Source organism: Corynebacterium nasorum, from assembly GCF_032821635.1.
Lineage (GTDB): Bacteria > Actinomycetota > Actinomycetes > Mycobacteriales > Mycobacteriaceae > Corynebacterium > Corynebacterium kefirresidentii.
Window position 1 is genome coordinate 1 of record NZ_JAVBIE010000018.1, and the last position, 16,764, is coordinate 16,764.

The 16,764-nt window shown below is 55.0% G+C and carries 11 protein-coding genes; all 11 read right to left on the reverse strand.

Translation table 11 applies throughout. The features are described from left to right. Nucleotides 1-186: 186 nt before the first annotated feature. The 11 genes from RAE07_RS11395 to RAE07_RS11445 all read right to left on the reverse strand — a co-directional run bounded on the left by RAE07_RS11395 (nt 187) and on the right by RAE07_RS11445 (nt 16,759). Nucleotides 187-831, reverse strand: coding sequence for a hypothetical protein (locus RAE07_RS11395; RefSeq protein WP_317001845.1), 645 nt, complete (start codon nt 829-831; stop codon nt 187-189). 10 nt (nt 832-841) lie between these two features. After that, the gene (locus RAE07_RS11400; protein WP_317001846.1) at nt 842-2,731 is read right to left on the reverse strand and encodes a hypothetical protein; all 1,890 of its coding nucleotides are present in this window, start codon (nt 2,729-2,731) and stop codon (nt 842-844) included. Nucleotides 2,732-2,788: 57 nt separating this feature from the next. Beyond that, nucleotides 2,789-4,243: a hypothetical protein gene (locus RAE07_RS11405; RefSeq protein WP_317001847.1), complete on the reverse strand. Its 1,455-nt coding sequence runs from the start codon at nt 4,241-4,243 to the stop codon at nt 2,789-2,791. An 11-nt stretch (nt 4,244-4,254) separates the two neighbouring features. Then, nucleotides 4,255-5,331 (reverse strand): phage tail protein, encoded by a 1,077-nt coding sequence (locus RAE07_RS11410; RefSeq protein ID WP_317001848.1) that lies wholly within the window; start codon nt 5,329-5,331, stop codon nt 4,255-4,257. 73 nt (nt 5,332-5,404) lie between these two features. Then, nucleotides 5,405-5,938, reverse strand: a complete 534-nt coding sequence (locus RAE07_RS11415) for a hypothetical protein (protein WP_317001849.1) — start codon at nt 5,936-5,938, stop codon at nt 5,405-5,407. 4 nt (nt 5,939-5,942) lie between these two features. Further along, nucleotides 5,943-6,635, reverse strand: a complete 693-nt coding sequence (locus RAE07_RS11420; protein ID WP_317001850.1) for a hypothetical protein — start codon at nt 6,633-6,635, stop codon at nt 5,943-5,945. A gap of 2 nt (nt 6,636-6,637) precedes the next feature. After that, nucleotides 6,638-7,030 carry a hypothetical protein gene (locus RAE07_RS11425; RefSeq protein ID WP_317001851.1) on the reverse strand — a complete coding sequence of 131 codons (393 nt, stop codon included), beginning with the start codon at nt 7,028-7,030 and terminating at the stop codon, nt 6,638-6,640. After that, entirely contained in the window at nt 7,031-8,497 is a 1,467-nt protein-coding gene (locus tag RAE07_RS11430; protein WP_317001852.1) for a peptidoglycan DD-metalloendopeptidase family protein, read from the reverse strand. It abuts the gene before it with no gap. A gap of 71 nt (nt 8,498-8,568) precedes the next feature. After that, nucleotides 8,569-10,056: a Gp37-like protein gene (locus tag RAE07_RS11435; protein ID WP_317001853.1), complete on the reverse strand. Its 1,488-nt coding sequence runs from the start codon at nt 10,054-10,056 to the stop codon at nt 8,569-8,571. Next, nucleotides 10,050-10,982 (reverse strand): hypothetical protein, encoded by a 933-nt coding sequence (locus tag RAE07_RS11440; RefSeq protein ID WP_317001854.1) that lies wholly within the window; start codon nt 10,980-10,982, stop codon nt 10,050-10,052. The genes RAE07_RS11435 and RAE07_RS11440 overlap by 7 nt, the downstream gene beginning before the upstream one ends. After that, complete coding sequence (locus RAE07_RS11445) at nt 10,982-16,759, reverse strand: phage tail tape measure protein (RefSeq protein ID WP_317001855.1); 5,778 nt, start codon at nt 16,757-16,759, stop codon at nt 10,982-10,984. Before RAE07_RS11445 ends, RAE07_RS11440 begins: the two co-directional genes overlap by 1 nt. Between the last annotated feature and the right edge of the window lie 5 nt (nt 16,760-16,764).

Sequence of the window (16,764 nt, forward strand, 5' to 3'; positions counted from 1 at the left end):
TAACATTTTATGGTTTTTGGCGACCAGCGGAAATGGCGGCTTTTGTTGCATAATACAACATTTCTATGCAGCCTTCCAAGCTGAAGACGCGGGTTCGATTCCCGTCATTCCCTCCAGTTGTAAGCTGCACTAACCGCCTATTCTAGCTGGTTGGTGCAGCTTTAGTCGATCCACAAGTCGAACCAACTATGCCAGTGGGCCTAAATCCTCCCACACTGCATAAGTTGCAGCAGACGGAATCCAACCAGCGTGAGTAGTGTGGTCTAGCTTCGCCCGCCACAGGTGACCATCATGGGTGTATTCCTCCCCCGTCTTCACGGAGAGACCTACAGCCCACTCTTTGTGCCCAGAATCACTACCGGACGATTCCACAGGGCTAGGCGTAGCAGGCCGCTCTTTATCCGTGCTGTCATTCTCTTGGCCTGTCTCATCTTCCACCCAGTAGCGCTCATCAATTCCGGTCGCTCCTGGTTCCCACACATTGAGTGTGTCGCCAGTGGGGTCGAGTACGTCACGCCACACCTTGCCGCCGTGGTGGGTCTTGTCGCCATAGCGGTAGTGGGTGGACTCGCGTAGCGGGTGCCATGTCTCCCATTCGCGTATCTCGCTGCCTGGCTGCACGGCAGGCTTTTCCACTAGCTCCGGGTGCTCTTCCGCGAGCTGCTGGGTAATCTTTGTCGCGGTCTCTGCTTCCGCTTCCTGCTTCGCCTGCTCAATCTCTGGTTGGGCGGCGCGCCGGTTCTCTTCTACGGTGACAACCCACGACTTAATCTCTTGGAAATCCGCATCGTCTAGCTGCCTGATTTGGTCTTGTAGTTCAGCTACGGTCATTTAACCTCTCCTAGTTGATTGGGGTGAATCTCAGGGCCAGTGGTTTGTAGTAATTGTCGCCAGGGATCTGCACGTACACGTCGCTTTTAGCGGCAGTCGAAAACTCCGCAATGTACGACATGGTTCCCTTGGTCACCGACCCCACGGATTTTCCGCTCACGTAGAGGGAAGCGGAGAAGTCATGCTGGTTGATGAGTTCTACTAGCCATTTGCCTGCCGGTGGGCTGACACGCGACCAGTTGACACCGGCCCACGGATCGTCGTTGTCCAACCACTGGTTCGGGTTACGGTTGGAAGTCGCATCGGTAGACGCTTGCAGGGTACGAGTACCGTACCGCTCAACTTCCACCCCGCTAGACGTGACGCGGTAGATGGTTTTCGTCTGGGCAACCTGAATGTAGTCGCCGGTTTGTGCCGCACTGGCCTTAGCGGCCACATCTGACTCTCGCGGTACTGTCCACGTGATCCCCACTGTGCGGGCTTTCTCCGCCGCAACAGCGGTATCCACGTACCCCTTATTCACCGCACTAAAGGAATTGGGTGGGTCATCTAGGACTAAAATATGGCCGTTAGCAAGACGCTGAACCACCGCATTCTCCCTAGCTAGGGGAGTGATTTCCGGCAGGTCTGAAATGTCAGCCATCGTGGACGCACCAGGATCGCCTTTAGGGCCACGTAGTGACGGGGAGGTTTTCCCATTCACCGTCAACCGGTCGCCGTTCCATGAGGTGGAATTAGCGACGTTGGCGGCGCGGTCTGCTTCCTGCTTCGCGCTAGTAGCACTACCCGCCGCCTGTGACGCGGACTCAGCGGCAGCACTAGCAGACTTCGCTGCATTCTTCTCCGAAGTCGAGGCCTTAGACGCACTAGACGATGCGGACGATGCACTATCTTTGGCCGCTATTGCCGATTCCTTAGCGCTACTTTCAGATGCAGCAGCGGAAGACTCACTGCTCTTTGCGGCGTTTGCGCTCGATAGCGCGTTAGTTTCAGAGGTCTTAGCAGCGCCCGCACTATTGGCCGCGTTTACTGCCTGGGTAGTTACTTCACTGGCTTTGGAGGTTGCTGTTTGCGCAGACGTAGCGGCAGTGGTGGCGCTCCCCTCCGCTTTAGCGGCAGACGTTGCAGCGGAACTAGCACTGCTTGCCGCGTTGGTTTCAGAGGTCTTAGCAGCAGTAGCGCTGGTCTTCGCATTGGTTGCTTGGGTGGTGGCTTCACTCGCTTTAGTGGAAGCGGTCTTAGCGGACGCTGCCGCCGCTGTCGCACTATCCTTAGCGCTAGTGGCAGCGGTAGTGAATTCCGTGCGCACATTATCAGCGGCACTATCAGCAGCACTCTTTGCTGCGGCATCGGCTTCAGCCCTCACCACATCTTCCAGTGGGATGCGGGCCATCTCAAAGACACCCGCTTCACTGCGTGCAGTAATTACTAGCTCCGCCCCGTCAACTTTAATGTTGTCAATGCCGGTGCCTGCCGGGCCGCGCACGATAGGTTCCGATGCGCCAGCCACAGGGGCCACCATCGTCAAATCGACTTCCCCGTCTGGCACAGCATCGAACATGACCGGCTTCAGCTTGAAAGACCAGCCGCCCGCCTGCATGCTGCTGAATTCTGCTTTCCACTGTATAAGGTCAGGCTCGCAGCCCTCACCACCAGCAGCGAGATACACACCCTCTCCGCCACGGTGCATGATAATGCCGTCACTAATCCGACACTGGATAGGTGCAAGCACAAGGGATTCCGGCCCGTTTGGCCCAGCCCACTGAACCACATCACCATCATTAAGCAGCGGCCTGAACGTGACGTTGCCGTTTACTTTAATATGTTCTGGGTTGCGGTCTTCATCCCAGCTGTCAATGACCACTGCACTGACAGCACGCCGCACGCGAGTGTATTTCATCCACAACTCCTAAAAATTCCCTAACTAGGACGAATTATGGAAGAAACAACACGTTGTCTAGGGTCGGGAAAGTTGACGCACAATCAACTCGGAGTAGTTGGTATCAACACTCGATTGAGACAATGGCCCATCACCACGGTCAGACTCTGAAAATGTATCCACATAGATGTAGTCGCCAGCTTTGGCGTTAAAAACGGTACTGATATGTAATGTGTAGTGCCAGCCATCATCGTTATTAAGGGCAATGGCACCATCAATAATAGAATCTCCACGCTTATGGTTAAGCATGAGCTTAGTGGAACCAGCACCAACTACCATCAGTTTTTTGCCAGGGACATACAACCGTGCGGAGACTTCCCATTCGCCATCCTCTTCAAGAACGACGTAGGTTCCGCCACTGGAAAAGTACTTTAGAGTGCAACCCGGGGTTTTACCTTTTGCACGCCCAAAGGACAAGACACTCCACTGTTGAGTAATCTTATAATTCTGCGATAAATTCCACGCACCATGATTAAGCAGATGTAAAAGGCTTAATGCTCGCGTGTTCGCCTGTGATGCCTGCGTGACAGATTCAATAGCGGAGCTGTTAGCAGCAGACGCTGCACGCAACGCGGCCACAGCCTTATTCGTTGACGAAATAGCCGTACTGTTCGCTTCTGTAGCAATCGTCAGCGCATTAACCGCATTATTCGTGGACTTAATAGCCGTACTATTTGCTTGATTAGCCGCTAATGATGCTTCGACGGCAGAAGAATTAGCTTCAATAGCCTTATTAGAAGCCGAAATAGCCCGAGAATTAGCAGCTGATGATGCAGACACAGCATCGATAGCCCGCGAATTAGCAGCAGAAGCCTGCGTCAACGCCACAACAGCCTTACTCGTAGAATCAATTGCAGCCGTATTAGCCGCAATCGCAACCTTACGCCCCTCCTCCGAAGCCAAATCAGCCTCTTCAGCCTTACCAATAGCCGCCCGCGAATCACTAACAGCCTGATTAGCATCCGTCCTCGCAGAAGCCGCATCCGACTCCGCAGACAAAGCACGCGAGCGAGCATCCGACGCATCACGCAACGCATCCTGCGAATTCTGCAACGAATCCTTAGAATTCTGCAATGACTGCCTAGAATCCGCACGTGCCGCCGCCGCATCATCTAGCGCGCTATTAGACGCATCAACCGCTGCCTTAGCTTGCCCCTGCGCGTCTGTAGCTCGCTGCACTGCCTTATCGGACTCCGCTAAAGCCTTATCCGACTTCTCACGTGCCGCCTGCGCATCTGCTAAGTAACGCAGCGCGTCCTGCTGGCGTTCACGCGCTTGGCGTAGCAAATCCTCCACGGTCTGCTTCTTCGTCATCGCATCATTTAGCGTGTCGAAAAGGTCAGGTCGAATACCGAACGTGTCAGCACGGGTGCGCGAGTTCTGGGGGTTAGGGAACGAGCCACCATAATCCAGCGTGCGGCGCTCCGCTTCCTTATCTAGCCACGGGTCACGACCCGGATCCATCTCAACCATGCCCTACCCCCCTAGGAATAATCCTGATTCACCGGCATAGCCATAAACGCCAACGACGCATTATCCCGCCAGAAATCCCAACCACCAATCGTGCCCCTAGTCTTCTTCAACACCACATAAATCGACGTAGCGGTATTCGCCTTAACAACACCCACGGCGTTACCAGGGGTCATGCGAGAGCTAACAGCCGGGTAAATCTGCGTATAATCCTCACGCCGCTGATACGGCTTACCAATACCACGGCCAATAATGTCACCACGCTGCGCATTACCCACACGCACTTCCGCGTCATACTGCACACCAATAGGAGTTTCTACACGCAGCTGACCACCAAGCACCACGGGGTGCCAATCAAACGGCAACCCGGGAACCGTATAAGACGCAATCATCTTTTCAGACACGTCACCAGACCCAATAAGATTCTGGCTAACGCTATTGAAATCACCCTCACCAAGCACCCACGGCCCAATCGGCGCGAGAACATTACGCGGTGCCCACTTCGCACCATTCCACGTCAGGGCTTCACCCGGCACAGGCGGGCGCGACATATCCACATCCGGGCTGTTAGACACATTCGATGCTGTTCCCTCATCGCCCTTTTTACCCGGTGGGCCAACCGGGCCTTGGGGAAGCACGAAATCCAGAACAAAAGTATCTTCAGTAGATGCGGACTGATTCACAGAAACAGCAGCATCACCACCGGGGCGCACGGAACCAATCTGTACACGTGGAGTAATGCCTGGTTCGCCACGCACGCCCACGAATTCAGGAATCTCTATATAGTCGCTACCGTTCCACACCCACGCGGAGCGAGAATTTGTGTCCACGTAGCATGCGCCTTGGTCTACCTCACGCAGGTTCTGGGGAAGCTGGTTGCGATTCGTGATGAGGTCACGAATCCACATCTGCGCACCAGCGTCACCCTTTTCACCCTTTTCTCCACGACGGCCACGCGGCAATTCTAAGAAAGCAGCTTCTGGGGTGACCTCAATAAGGGCACGCTGGGTGGATAACAGATCTTCGGTGTCCACCCACTTTAGGATAAGTTTCGTTTCGAGGTCTTTATAAATGGGCACGGAATCGGCCATGTTTTCGCGCTCCTATCAACGTGCGGCAAAATTCAATGCCCTAATACTCCCCCCGCCTAAACGTTGTCTACCTCTACCCACCCGTATCTTCTGTGTGGCTTCGCCGCCAGATAGAGAAAGACATAAGCGGGTCAAACGGAGGATCCCACGAATGCCGCACCGCCAATGAATACACATCACTAGCCCACTGCATCGCGTACTCCATCCACGACTGGATTAGTTGCCGCTCCGCCACTTCTTCTTCGATGCGGTCTTCGAGACGCTTATTCTCTTTCTCATTACGCTCACGTTCAATCGTCAGTTGCTGTTCATACCATTGACGGTCACGCTTAATCATTCCCTCTAGGGACTTAACCTTGTCCTCAAAGACGCGGACGCGGGTATCTTCGAGCTGCTGCTCATGTTCAATTTGGCGGCGTTCACTATCCCTAAACCACTGGATTATGCTGCCAACACTGCGACCAAACCAGCCTAAAGACTGGCCCAACTTTTCCGTGTCTGCCTTAGAGAGAGTCTTAACCCCAAACCATAAAGCAAGCACCACAGTGACAAATACGCCCCAATAGCCCTCCGTGGGCAGGCGGTCTAAAAGCTCGGGTGGAATCATACACCTAGGCCCTCCTAGCTTTCTGCATGACCTTTGTGCCCCAGGCGAATAGTCCCCAGATGAGTGTGGTCATGGCAAAAGATGATGGGGTGCGCCAGCCGTCCAGTGGGAAATGCTCGATGAATTCAGAAACAAAATGGTTGAGGTGTCCGCCCGTTGCGGCGATGAATGCGGCGATAATCGCCGCGATGGATGCTAAGAAAATGAGTCCCGTGTACTTGTCAGCCAGCACGATAGCGCCCGCGCATAGGGCACAAAGCAGGATGATAAGCCCCCACGCTACCCCGCTAGGCGCGTGGGATTCTGGGGCGGTAAGAATATGCCAGAAATCCTCCACAGGGGTCATTCGGGTAAGCATCTTCACGGTCAGCCCCCACGTGATGCCTGAGTACAGCACCACAAAGCATAGGCACCCCGTTATGATTACCTGCGCTCTACGGAATAGCATGCCAGCGGCAACTACTGTAGAAGCAATCAGGAATAGTACGCCCCAGTAGTGAAGTGGCATTGCCTGCTCTACCACCGTCAATGATTGCGTCACATCGGGCCGGTCGCCGGTGATGTAGTCTACCCCGCGATTCGCTCCCTGGGTGGTAAACAGCCCCAGGATGACAAAGGAAATAAAGGTGGGCATGCCTGGTTGCCAGTCGCCCTGCTTTCGGGCAAGCCAGCTAGTTCGGTCGCGGGGAAACTGCATGATTATTCTCCGGTGGGGTAGATACCCGGCGCGGTTTCGTCTTCCACATCCGTGTCTTCGGTTGGGGTTGCCTTTGGTAGGGTGACCAGTTCGCTTAGGTCTGCCAGCTGGCGTTGAATCTGGTTCAGGGCCGCGTCATTCGACCCGCTGTTGATAGCGGCGTTGAGCACGTCTGCTTCCGTGTTCTTATCGTCACTGCCCCTGTGGGTCTTAGTGCCTGCGAAGACTAGGCCAGCAGCTGCCAAATAGGCGGTGACGCGCTCACCCGTGGATAGTGCGGTTTCGATCTGGTCTTCAGTTACCCAGCCAGCAGTGACGGCTACGAATAGGACGATGCCTACTACGTAGTAGACGATTTTGCGTACGGGCCAGTCTGCCTTGTTGATGTTGCTCATTTACTTGTCCTCCGTGGTGTTTACGCCCGCCAGTTTGGTTACGGTGTCGTTGAGTGCGGATACGGCTTCGATGAGGGATTGGAAGCTGTCGGATAGGTTCTTGAGTGCTTCCTCTTGGTGGTTTTGCTTATCCATGGTCAGGGCAACCATCTCAACGAGGGTGAGTCCCTTACCGTTGGTTTGCTTGTCGTTGGCTACCTTTACGAGGTGGGTAAAGTCCCAGCCGTTGTAGGTCGGTTCGCCCTTTTTGTTAGTGCCGTAGCCTACGAATTGGTCTAGGGACAGTTTGATACGCTTCTTGTCGATGTCGGACAATTCTGGTTCCTCTTTTTCTACCTGTTTGGCTGTGTGTGTTCCGTAGAACAAGTCTTTGAGCTGTTGTTTGTTGCCACGGAATGCGTTTACGTCTACGTCCGCAAACCCAGCAACTTCCGCCTTGCTGCCATACTGGAATAGCACGGGCTTTTGGTTTCCTAGCGGGTAATTCCAGTAGCGGGAGTTATTGCCGCCACGGGCCGCGTAGACCTGGGCGGGGTTGCCGTCAGGGTTTGAGCCGTAATGCGCCAGCCACACCTTGCCGAATGGTGCGGTGGCTGGCTCCCCACCAATGGTGTGGCCCTCCCACCAGGGGATGTAGGAGTAGATGCCGATGACGCGCACACCACGGCGCTCAAACTCATTCTTGAACTGTTGAATATGCTGCGCAGACAGGCCAGCGGCAGTTTCACAATCCAGCCAGATCGGGCGCTTGTATCCACCCATCACGTCCACGGAGGTTGCTACCTGCTGTGCAATAGTGCTGCCCTCACGAGGGTTGCGGCAATAGTGATACGCGGCAGTTACCAGGCCTGCTGATTCTGCATCTTGAATGTGGGATTGGTAAGCCCAATCACGGTGCGTACCGTCACTAGTGCGGACGATTGCGAAGCTGATTCCCTCATTCGCGGCGCGCTTCAGACTCATGCCGTTCTGGAAATAGGACACGTCCACACCCAAAATATGGCCCTTAGCGGGTGCCGATGTGGGTGCTACAGCAGCGGGTTTAGCTACTGCCCCACCGCCTGGATTTTGTGCGCCCTGCAAGTACCTAGCTGGGTCTTGATGAGCACCACCCAATCGACCCGGCGCACCCCATGTTTCGAAATGCAGGTGAGGGCCAGTGGACTGCCCCTCGTTTCCTACAACGCCAATCTGCTGGCCTGCGCGTACACGGTCGCCAGCCTTGACCATGATGCCGTCGTGCTTCACGTGCCCGTAGATGAAATCCTTACCCACGGTTGCTTGGCAGTCGAGCCAAATCCAACTACCGAATCCTGCTACGTTGTAGCGCTCTTTACCTTGGACTACTACACCATCCGCCGCCGCGTAGATTGGCGTGCCGATAGGTGCTGCGAAGTCCAAACCGGCGTGGAACGTGCCCCAGCGGGAGCCGTATCCCGATGACACCTTAAAGGTGCCCTGTTTCATTGGGTGATAAACCACACGCATCCTCCTAACTTTTCGGTTAGAAGAATGCGCTAGTTGGTGCGTTGTCCTAGCTACATTGCTAGTCCGAAATCGCGCATGGTTTCGGTCACCTTGTTCACCTTGTCTGTGAAGTCAATAAACGGATTGGACGTGTTCTTACGCTTGCCTATACGTGGGCTAATGCGCATGCGCTCATCGTGATTATCTTTCACAGTCACGCCAGTAATGATGTCTGATATGACGGTGCCAGATAGGTGTTCTTCGAACGTGACGCGGTCACCAATGCGGTAACCGTAGCGAATCTTGCCAGACTCATGCCGCTGATCATCACCCAGCACCTTAGAAATACTGTGCCCCATCGTCATCGTCACACTCTTACCACCCTGCGAGTCCAATAGGGCACGCTCCGCCAAAGTAGAGGTATCGAACGTGAATGTGCCAGCAGATGATTGAGTAAAGCCCTCACGTAGGTGGAACGGCCCCATTTCTGCCGCCCGGCGCACATCTGTCCTATCGGTAAACGCCAGCACCGTATCTTCTGTTTGGGACTTAGCCCAACTACCCACTAGGCCACCTGCTAGAGCGCCCAGCGGGCCAAGGGCCACACCACCAATTGCGGTGAGAATACCTTGGATAGCCCAGTCAATACCGAAATGGATAGCTTCATTCACCCAATCATCTGACTTGCCACCCACTACTTGGCGCGCAGCCCCTGGGGACTTACCAGACAGGGTAAACGAGTCCACTTCACCACTACGGGTACTAAATCTTACGTGTGGGCGCTCGCGCACCTTACGCACAGCCACGACTAAGCCCGGCTTGGTAGGTGGCTGAATAGGGTTATTATTCGGGGAAAAGACCTGATCGATGTTCGCGTGGGTTAGGCGGCGTAGCCGCTCATGCGGATCGCCATCCACCAACGGCACTACCTTTCCCTCGGGGAATGGTTGGCCCGGCCACCACATGCGGCACTCAACGTCGTAGTCATACTGGTTGAGGATGTCGCGCAGCAATGCGTCAATGCTCGTCATGCGGGCGGATAGGTCAATGCGAGGGGACTTATCCTCAATGCGCTTAGGTGGCATGACAATGTAAGCAGGTAGCCCGGAGCGGGCGATATTCTCGCTTAGGTAGTGGTACACCACGGATTCCAGCGGGCCGCGCTGGTGGTCACTTTTACCCTGCAAAGAAAGCGGAGTACGAGTGTTAGCGAAAGCCAGCACACTGCCCAGCTGAACTTTGTCATCAATCAGCGTAGCGGTCACGGTTTCGCGCCCTGGCTTGCCGGATGCTTCGAAAGAATCAACGCGCCCTGTCCACCGCCAGCCGTTAAATTCTGCTGTTACTGGCACTACATCGTGGTCGCACTGCATGAGACGCGGGGCCAGCTTATGGTTGGCAGGCACCGTGATAGTGCCCGTGCCAGCATTCAAGCCAAACTCCGCGTTCAATTCCACATCAATATAGCCAGGCATGCGGATACGTTGCGAGTAGGAGTTGTTGTGAACCATGAGGTTCAGCGGGTTAGCGTTATAGGATTCGTTGATGTTAGCTACCATGCTTGCTCCGCCCTAGGTGTGTAGGACACCTCAACCCTAAAGTTCTCACCCGGATTAATCGGAGTGATGTTCAACGGAACCGTGTTACCCCTGTGCACACCACGTGGAGGTAATGGTTTCGTCCAGTACGTATCAGGGAATCGTGGCTGCAAATCATCGCCTGCCGCTGTCATGAGTGAGGGCCATAGTTCATCTGTGTCTACCCAGTAGCCGTAGACAGGGCTATTGCCGTCCATGAGGTCACTTTCGCTGTAGACCTTGCGGGGGTCTGGCAGGTACACACCCTCTCTGTCTACGCCTATGTAGCATCCGTTGTGGTCGCCGGTGACTGTCCATTTCAGCCATGCGGGTTGATCGCCTAGGTTGAGCATGTGGGCGTTACGGCAGGTGTATCGGTCGAAGACTTTTCGTTCTTCAAACTTCTCCCAGAAAGACCTGTCAGTCTTCAAGGTGACTAGTTCGCCAATCTCCCCTACTAAGCCTGGGCGTTGGTCAAAGTAGTTCACGTCGCTAATGGATTCCACGCGGGCATCAATCCACCAGTAGCCCGATTCTTTAGACACAGCAAACAAGCGCACGGTGTCTTTGCCGCGCCCTAAAGACTCACGCCACAAGGAATGCTGCCTACGTGCCCACGCACTACTACGCGGGTCGCTTACCCACACCTGCAACGTAATAGTGGCCTGCTCATCAATAGTGCCCTTATAAATCGCACCATCCATGCCGGTAACCGTCTGATAGTCATGCTTCACCGGCGCGCCCTGCAATCCTGATGGCGGCTTATTCAACCGCACCGGCGACCCCGGCCCGCCAAACCACCAGCGGGTTTTATGGTCAGCACCCACAAGGTAAAAGCGCAGCAGGTCACTAGATTGGTATTCGTCACGGCGCTGCCACCGCAAATCAGTTTGGATAAGGCCACCCATTACAGCATCACGCTCCTCATAGCCATTCCTAGCTGCTTCTGTGCGTTATCCACCTGTCCCTGCAAATACTTCTTCGGGTCATTAATCTGAACCGGGCCATTAAACACAGCACCCACAGCATTCTGTGCCTGGTGAACCGTGTCCTGCGCGCCACGCCTACCGCGATACGATGCCGCATCCATGTTCACGCCCAGACGCTCCGCACTGATAGAACCACCAGTGGAGAAATCCAACTGGCCCTCCATAAGTCCAGGAAGACCGGAGCCGATGAGGTTAATCATGGACATGACATCAATGCCTAGGCGTTTGCCGGTCTCTGCCCAAATATCCAAGCTACGGGCGCGCTTATCACTAGACAGTGGGATATACGCTTCAGGGCCAGCTTCGCCCCACAGAACGGCAGAATCGCCCTCGTTAATCTGTGCCTGCCGCAACCCGCCTAGGATGCCGCCGTCTGCCATGGCAGTAATCTTGGCGTTCTTAGTGGAATTGTATTTATCCAGGTAGCCTTGAGCTTCATTCATCTTGGTGGCGTACCGGCCTGGGAATGCAGAGCCTTGTACGCGCTGTGCGTGTGCGCCTGGGTCGCCCTGGTTGTAGTCCTGGTCATCTAGGCGGTCATAGAACATGCCAGCACTCTTTGCCGGATCCATTCGGTCAGCAGTCGTGCCCCATGCGCCGTTGTTGCGCTGCTGGAATAGGCCCACGGAATCGTGGTCGCTGCCAATCGCATCATGCGGGAAATTTAGCGATTCTGGGTCTGCGTTATTCGCGTACATCTTCAGGCCAGATTCCACAATGGCGGTAGCCAAAGCAATCTTAATGCCACGGTCTGTAATGCCACGGCGGCGACCCTCTTGGATAATCGCATCGGCATACTTATTGCCGCTGGTGCCGCCAATGCCCTTAGTGGTCATAGCGAGGTCACCATACAAGCTATCCGCATCAAGCGTGTCGATCTTTGCCTCCAGCTCTTTCTGTTCCTTTTCGAGCTGCGCAATCTTCGCTTTAGTGTCCCTGACTTTCCGCTCTGCCTTAGCTACAGACTGGTCAGCTGCTGCCTTTTGCGAATCGGTAGCAGTCTTATTGCCGTTCTTGTCAGTCTTGTTGTAGACCTCATCGCGCTTCATCTTCTTGATACGCAGGTCTTCCTCGGCAAGCGGTAAGTCTTCGCGGGCCTTAGCTAGTTTCTGCTTAGTGGATTCCAGACTGTCATTGGACTTGTCTAGTTCCTTTTGAGCCTTTTCTAGTTCCTTGTCTGCGTCTTGCTGATTGGCCTTGGAGTACAGGCCGATGACTTGGCCCCATGAAACAATATCGTCTGCCATTGGGGTGCCGGTCTGCTTGGAATACAGCGCGGCCATAAGTTCGAGGAATGAGCCGTCTTTAATGAGGGTGCCAGCACCGCCATTAAGTTCGCGGGATTCCTTTTCTCCACCGTCTGGGCTGTAGGTCGATTCGACCATGCTTCGGGCAGCACCAGACACACCGGAAGCAGGGCCACCTACCACGCCGTTGAGGGAATCCAGCGGGTCTAATCCCTCCGTGGTAAGTCCCACACCACCGCGCTTGTACCACCAGTCAGTAAAGCCACGTCCCTCTAGCGGGCCAGCGGTCTTGCCAATAGTGAAACCGCCGCCAGTATTACCGCCAGACTCAATGAATGTGCCGTCATCCAACTGCATGGCGGTGTGCCCACCACCTGGGCCACCGTTGTAGAAAGCAACACGAATATCGCCGTTGCCGCCACGGCCCGGCTTGTAATTATGGCGGCGCAGGAAGTTAGCTTCATCGCCAGTTGCGGTGCGCTCTTTCCACTCATCTACACCGTCTGCCGCGTTAACTGCGAGGGATACAGCGCCAGAGCAGTCCACACCAGCCTTAGACCAGCCACCAAAAATATAGGGTGTGCCGTCCATGTACTGTAGGCGGTGCTTCACCACAGATGCAGGCAATAGCGCACCATCGGCAAACGTTTGGACAGTGCCAGTCTCACCATCCACCAGCTGGTAGCCAAAGCGGCCAGCAACCTCGTTGAGAATCTTCTCACTACGAGCACGCTTAGACTCCGCCATCGGAATGTAGGCTTCGCCACCGGTTTCGGACTCCGCAAACACACGATAAGAACCTGCTGGGGCAATCTGCGCCTGATGTGATGGCTCATGATTGGACTTTGCACGGCGCGCTACAGCACGGTCAACGTTCCTGTCACGGTGACCACCACCCGCGTAGGTCTCTACCGGCATATCAATGCCACCGTTAGCCCGCTCGAACACGTCACGAATACGGCGGGTGATACTAATAACGTGGTCAGAGAACGTATTAGTGTTCTCACGAGAAAGGGTGCTAGTGATGTGGTTACGGGTAGCTTCAGCGTTATCAGTAATGACCACCTTACCGTTTGGCAAAGTGGTGGTCTTTACCCCAAGGTCACTCAACCGCGCCATATTAGCGGGGCTGGTGTCATCAATCTGAATAAAGCCCGGTGGCAAAGTCTGGGTGGTGACCCCCACATTCGCTAGGTTCTGAAGATTCTGCGGGCTAGTATCCGTAATGGCGATGTGACCATCCGGCAGGGTTAAGGTTTGCACACCCAAGTTTGCGAGTTTGCCGCGCACCTCTGGGGTGTTATCCGCAATGCGGACACTTCCCGGTGGAAGCTGGCTAACCTTAATACCCAGACCAGTAAGCTCCGCAATGACTTGGCCGGTGTTGTTCTTAATGTAGACTTCGCCGGTTTCGGTCTTGACAGCCGCGCCCAGCTGAATCTGCTTGCCGATAACCTCCGAAATATTATCCTTGATTTTGACTTCGCCAGTCTTCGGGTCTTTCGCAGCTACACCCAAATCAATAAGCCTCTGCTTAACCTCCGGCGTATTATCATCAACGCTGATAGAACCATCCGGCAGGGCCTTAATTTGCGCACCCATACTCATAAGCATTTGAGTAATGTTGTGCCCATCAGGGAACTTAACTTCAACCTGGCCGTCCGGTAGGTCTTTAACCTCTAGGCCCAAGTCGCGCATTTCCTGGCGAACCTTGGGGGCCATGGACTCCACATGAATCGTCTTATCATCAGGGATAGACGTAATAGAATCCCCCACGGCGGAAAGAACCTTACTAGTCTTTTCCGACTGGGATTCAAGATTAGCCAACGCATCCTTAGCCGCATCAGCCTTAACGGATTCCAAATCACCGTTCAGAGTGCCGACCTCTTTGCCCAAGGTCATGGCCGCGCCGGTGGTGTCCTCCATCTCATTCTTTAGCCCCTCCCACGCTTGGGCCACACCGGGCTGTAGCATCGCGTCGGAGCTATTAATCTTGTCCATCGCGTCTTTATTACCCAGTAGGGCCTGCGTGACATCCTCGATGGACACGCCAGAGCGCTCAAACGTGCCGCTAAGGGATTCCCACTGCTTAGAACCATTAAGCGCGGAACCTACAGCACCCTCCGTAGCGCTTTTAACCTGGTTCATCGCGTCGATATTGCCAGTAACCGCGTCACGCACCGTGCCCTGTGCAATACCCAATTCGCGGGCAGCATCCGCCGCGCCAGACTCTTGAATCTTCTTATTAATCAGCTCATTCGTCTGATTCGTGATAGCGCCAGTGGTCTGGTCAAGACTGTTGCGCAGCTCATCCTGTGCGGCCTTGTGCTGCTCTTCTGCCTGCTTAGCTTCTTGGTGCTTCTGAACAAAGTGCCCAATGACAGCAGTCGCGCCCATAATCGCCAAGCCCCACGGGCCACCCAACGCGCCAATAAGACCATTAGCGGCAGTCTTAACACCACCCATCGCGCCTTTCATGACGGCTAGACCACCAGCAGAAAGCCCCTTAGCCTTAGCGCCCATGCTCAATGTGGTAGCGGCAAATGAGTGCCCCATCTGCTGGCCTACAAGGTCAATGGAGGTAAACGCACTCTTAGTGGTTAATGCCTGGGCCTGTGCAGCCGCCGCTGCTGTCTTGTGGCTAGCGGCCATGGTGCGCAACTTTGCGCTCGAAGACATGTATGCCGTGCTGGCATTAGTCAAGGTTGAATCCAGCAGGCTGCTACGGGAGCGCAGCACATCAATAGCCGCCCCAGCGGTACTGATTTCCTTACCGAAGCCTTGGGCAAGCGCCTTTTGTACCTGCATTTCCTGCCCAAAGCGACGGACAGCGCCACTACCCTCGTTCAGCTTGCCAGTAACACCCAGAGCGTTAGCGCCAAAAGCCACCAAGGCAGCGGACGCGATGGGAATCTGCCACCCAGACAAACCATCATTCAGGCCATCAACCTTGCCGCTAATCTTCTCCAACGCGGAAGACATATCATCCGCACCCGGCACAAACACGCCAGCAAATACGTCACCAGCGGCCTTAGCGCCTTGGGCAAGAACCTGAACCTGCCCGCCTAGGTTCTCGAAAATCTGGCCCGCAATCTTAAACCCAGGCCCAGTAATGAGACCCGTAAGCCCCTCAATACCAGCGGTCGCCACGTTCAACGCGGCAACCATGCCGCCCTCTGTGGCTTCAAAGATTTCAGTCTGCGCCGTCTCCCACGCATTTTCTACACGACCGATAGCGCCCGGTAAACCCTCGGTTTGGGCGGCTGCAACCTCCGCCGCCTGGCCCTGGCGGGTAACGGCACCTTTAAGGGAATCGAAGCCCTCACTGCCCTGTTCCGCTGCGATACCAGCAAGACGCATAGCATCAGAACCAAACAGCGTTGCGGTCGCGGCCTGGTACTGCTCGTCGGACATGCGCCCAGCGGCATCTTTGAGCTGCCCCATGAGGTTGGACAGGCCAACGAATTTACCGCTGGCATCGTAGACAGTGAGACCCAGTTCCTCGATTGCACCCTGCGCCGGGTTGCCCTGGTCAGTCAAGGAAAGCAAAGCGGTCTTTAGCAGCGTACCAGCATCGGAACCCTGAATACCGGCATTGGCGAACATCGCCAAAGCGGTGGCGGTATCGTCAATTGAGATGCCAAACTGGTTAGCGACTGTACCGGCTTGCTGCAAACCTTGGGAGATGCCGGTCATTTCAGCAGACGATGCGTTAGCCGCGCCAGCGAGAATATCCGATACACGCGCCGCATCATTCGCGCTAAGCGAGAACGCCTGCAACGCCTGGGATTGAATCGTAGCCGCCGTGGCCGCATCCACCTGCGCCGCTGCTGCCAATTGCAGAGTACCCTTAGCTGCCGAAATGGACTGCTCAACAGTAAAGCCACCCTTGGCAAGCTCTGTCATCGCAGCAGCAGCATCAGATGCGGACGTGTTCGCTAACTCCGTATCGTTGCCCAGCTGCTTAGCAGCTTCAGACACCGCCCGCATCTGCGACTCCGTAGCGTTAGACACCGCATTCATGGTGTTCAGCTCGGAACGATAAGCATTACCAGCCTTAACCATGTCCGTAAACGCAGCAGACACGCCACCAACAGCAGCACCCAACCCCACAACGCCAGCAACATTGCTAAGCCCAGACAGGATACCGCGTAGCTTACCGCCCGCATTAGAAGCCTTATCCAGCTCGGACGCAACCTGTGGGTTAACACTCACACCCTTACCAGCGGTGCCAGCGTCACGTAGATTATCCCCCAGCTTCTTTGCGGATTGGGACACACTATTGACCTTGTCCCCACCCTTGGGGGTCACGTCAATGTTGTTCTTCTCCACCTTGTCGGCGGATTTCTTCACATCGTTAAGGTCACGCTTAACGGCATTCAGCGAAGACGAAACACCGGCTGTGTCTACCTTGATTCGGGCATTGAGTGTACCGACTTCGAGTGCCATAACGA

Bases quoted from the DNA above. Each gene is read 5' to 3' on its own strand.
- RAE07_RS11400 (WP_317001846.1), bottom strand. From the start codon at position 2,731: ATGAAATACACTCGCGTGCGGCGTGCTGTCAGTGCAGTGGTCATTGAC.
- RAE07_RS11425 (WP_317001851.1), bottom strand. From the start codon at position 7,030: ATGAGCAACATCAACAAGGCAGACTGGCCCGTACGCAAAATCGTCTAC.
- RAE07_RS11415 (WP_317001849.1), bottom strand. From the start codon at position 5,938: ATGATTCCACCCGAGCTTTTAGACCGCCTGCCCACGGAGGGCTATTGG.
- RAE07_RS11410 (WP_317001848.1), bottom strand. From the start codon at position 5,331: ATGGCCGATTCCGTGCCCATTTATAAAGACCTCGAAACGAAACTTATC.
- RAE07_RS11420 (WP_317001850.1), bottom strand. From the start codon at position 6,635: ATGCAGTTTCCCCGCGACCGAACTAGCTGGCTTGCCCGAAAGCAGGGC.
- RAE07_RS11430 (WP_317001852.1), bottom strand. From the start codon at position 8,497: ATGAAACAGGGCACCTTTAAGGTGTCATCGGGATACGGCTCCCGCTGG.
- RAE07_RS11435 (WP_317001853.1), bottom strand. From the start codon at position 10,056: ATGGTAGCTAACATCAACGAATCCTATAACGCTAACCCGCTGAACCTC.
- RAE07_RS11440 (WP_317001854.1), bottom strand. From the start codon at position 10,982: ATGGGTGGCCTTATCCAAACTGATTTGCGGTGGCAGCGCCGTGACGAA.
- RAE07_RS11395 (WP_317001845.1), bottom strand. From the start codon at position 831: ATGACCGTAGCTGAACTACAAGACCAAATCAGGCAGCTAGACGATGCG.
- RAE07_RS11405 (WP_317001847.1), bottom strand. From the start codon at position 4,243: ATGGTTGAGATGGATCCGGGTCGTGACCCGTGGCTAGATAAGGAAGCG.
- RAE07_RS11445 (WP_317001855.1), bottom strand. From the start codon at position 16,759: ATGGCACTCGAAGTCGGTACACTCAATGCCCGAATCAAGGTAGACACA.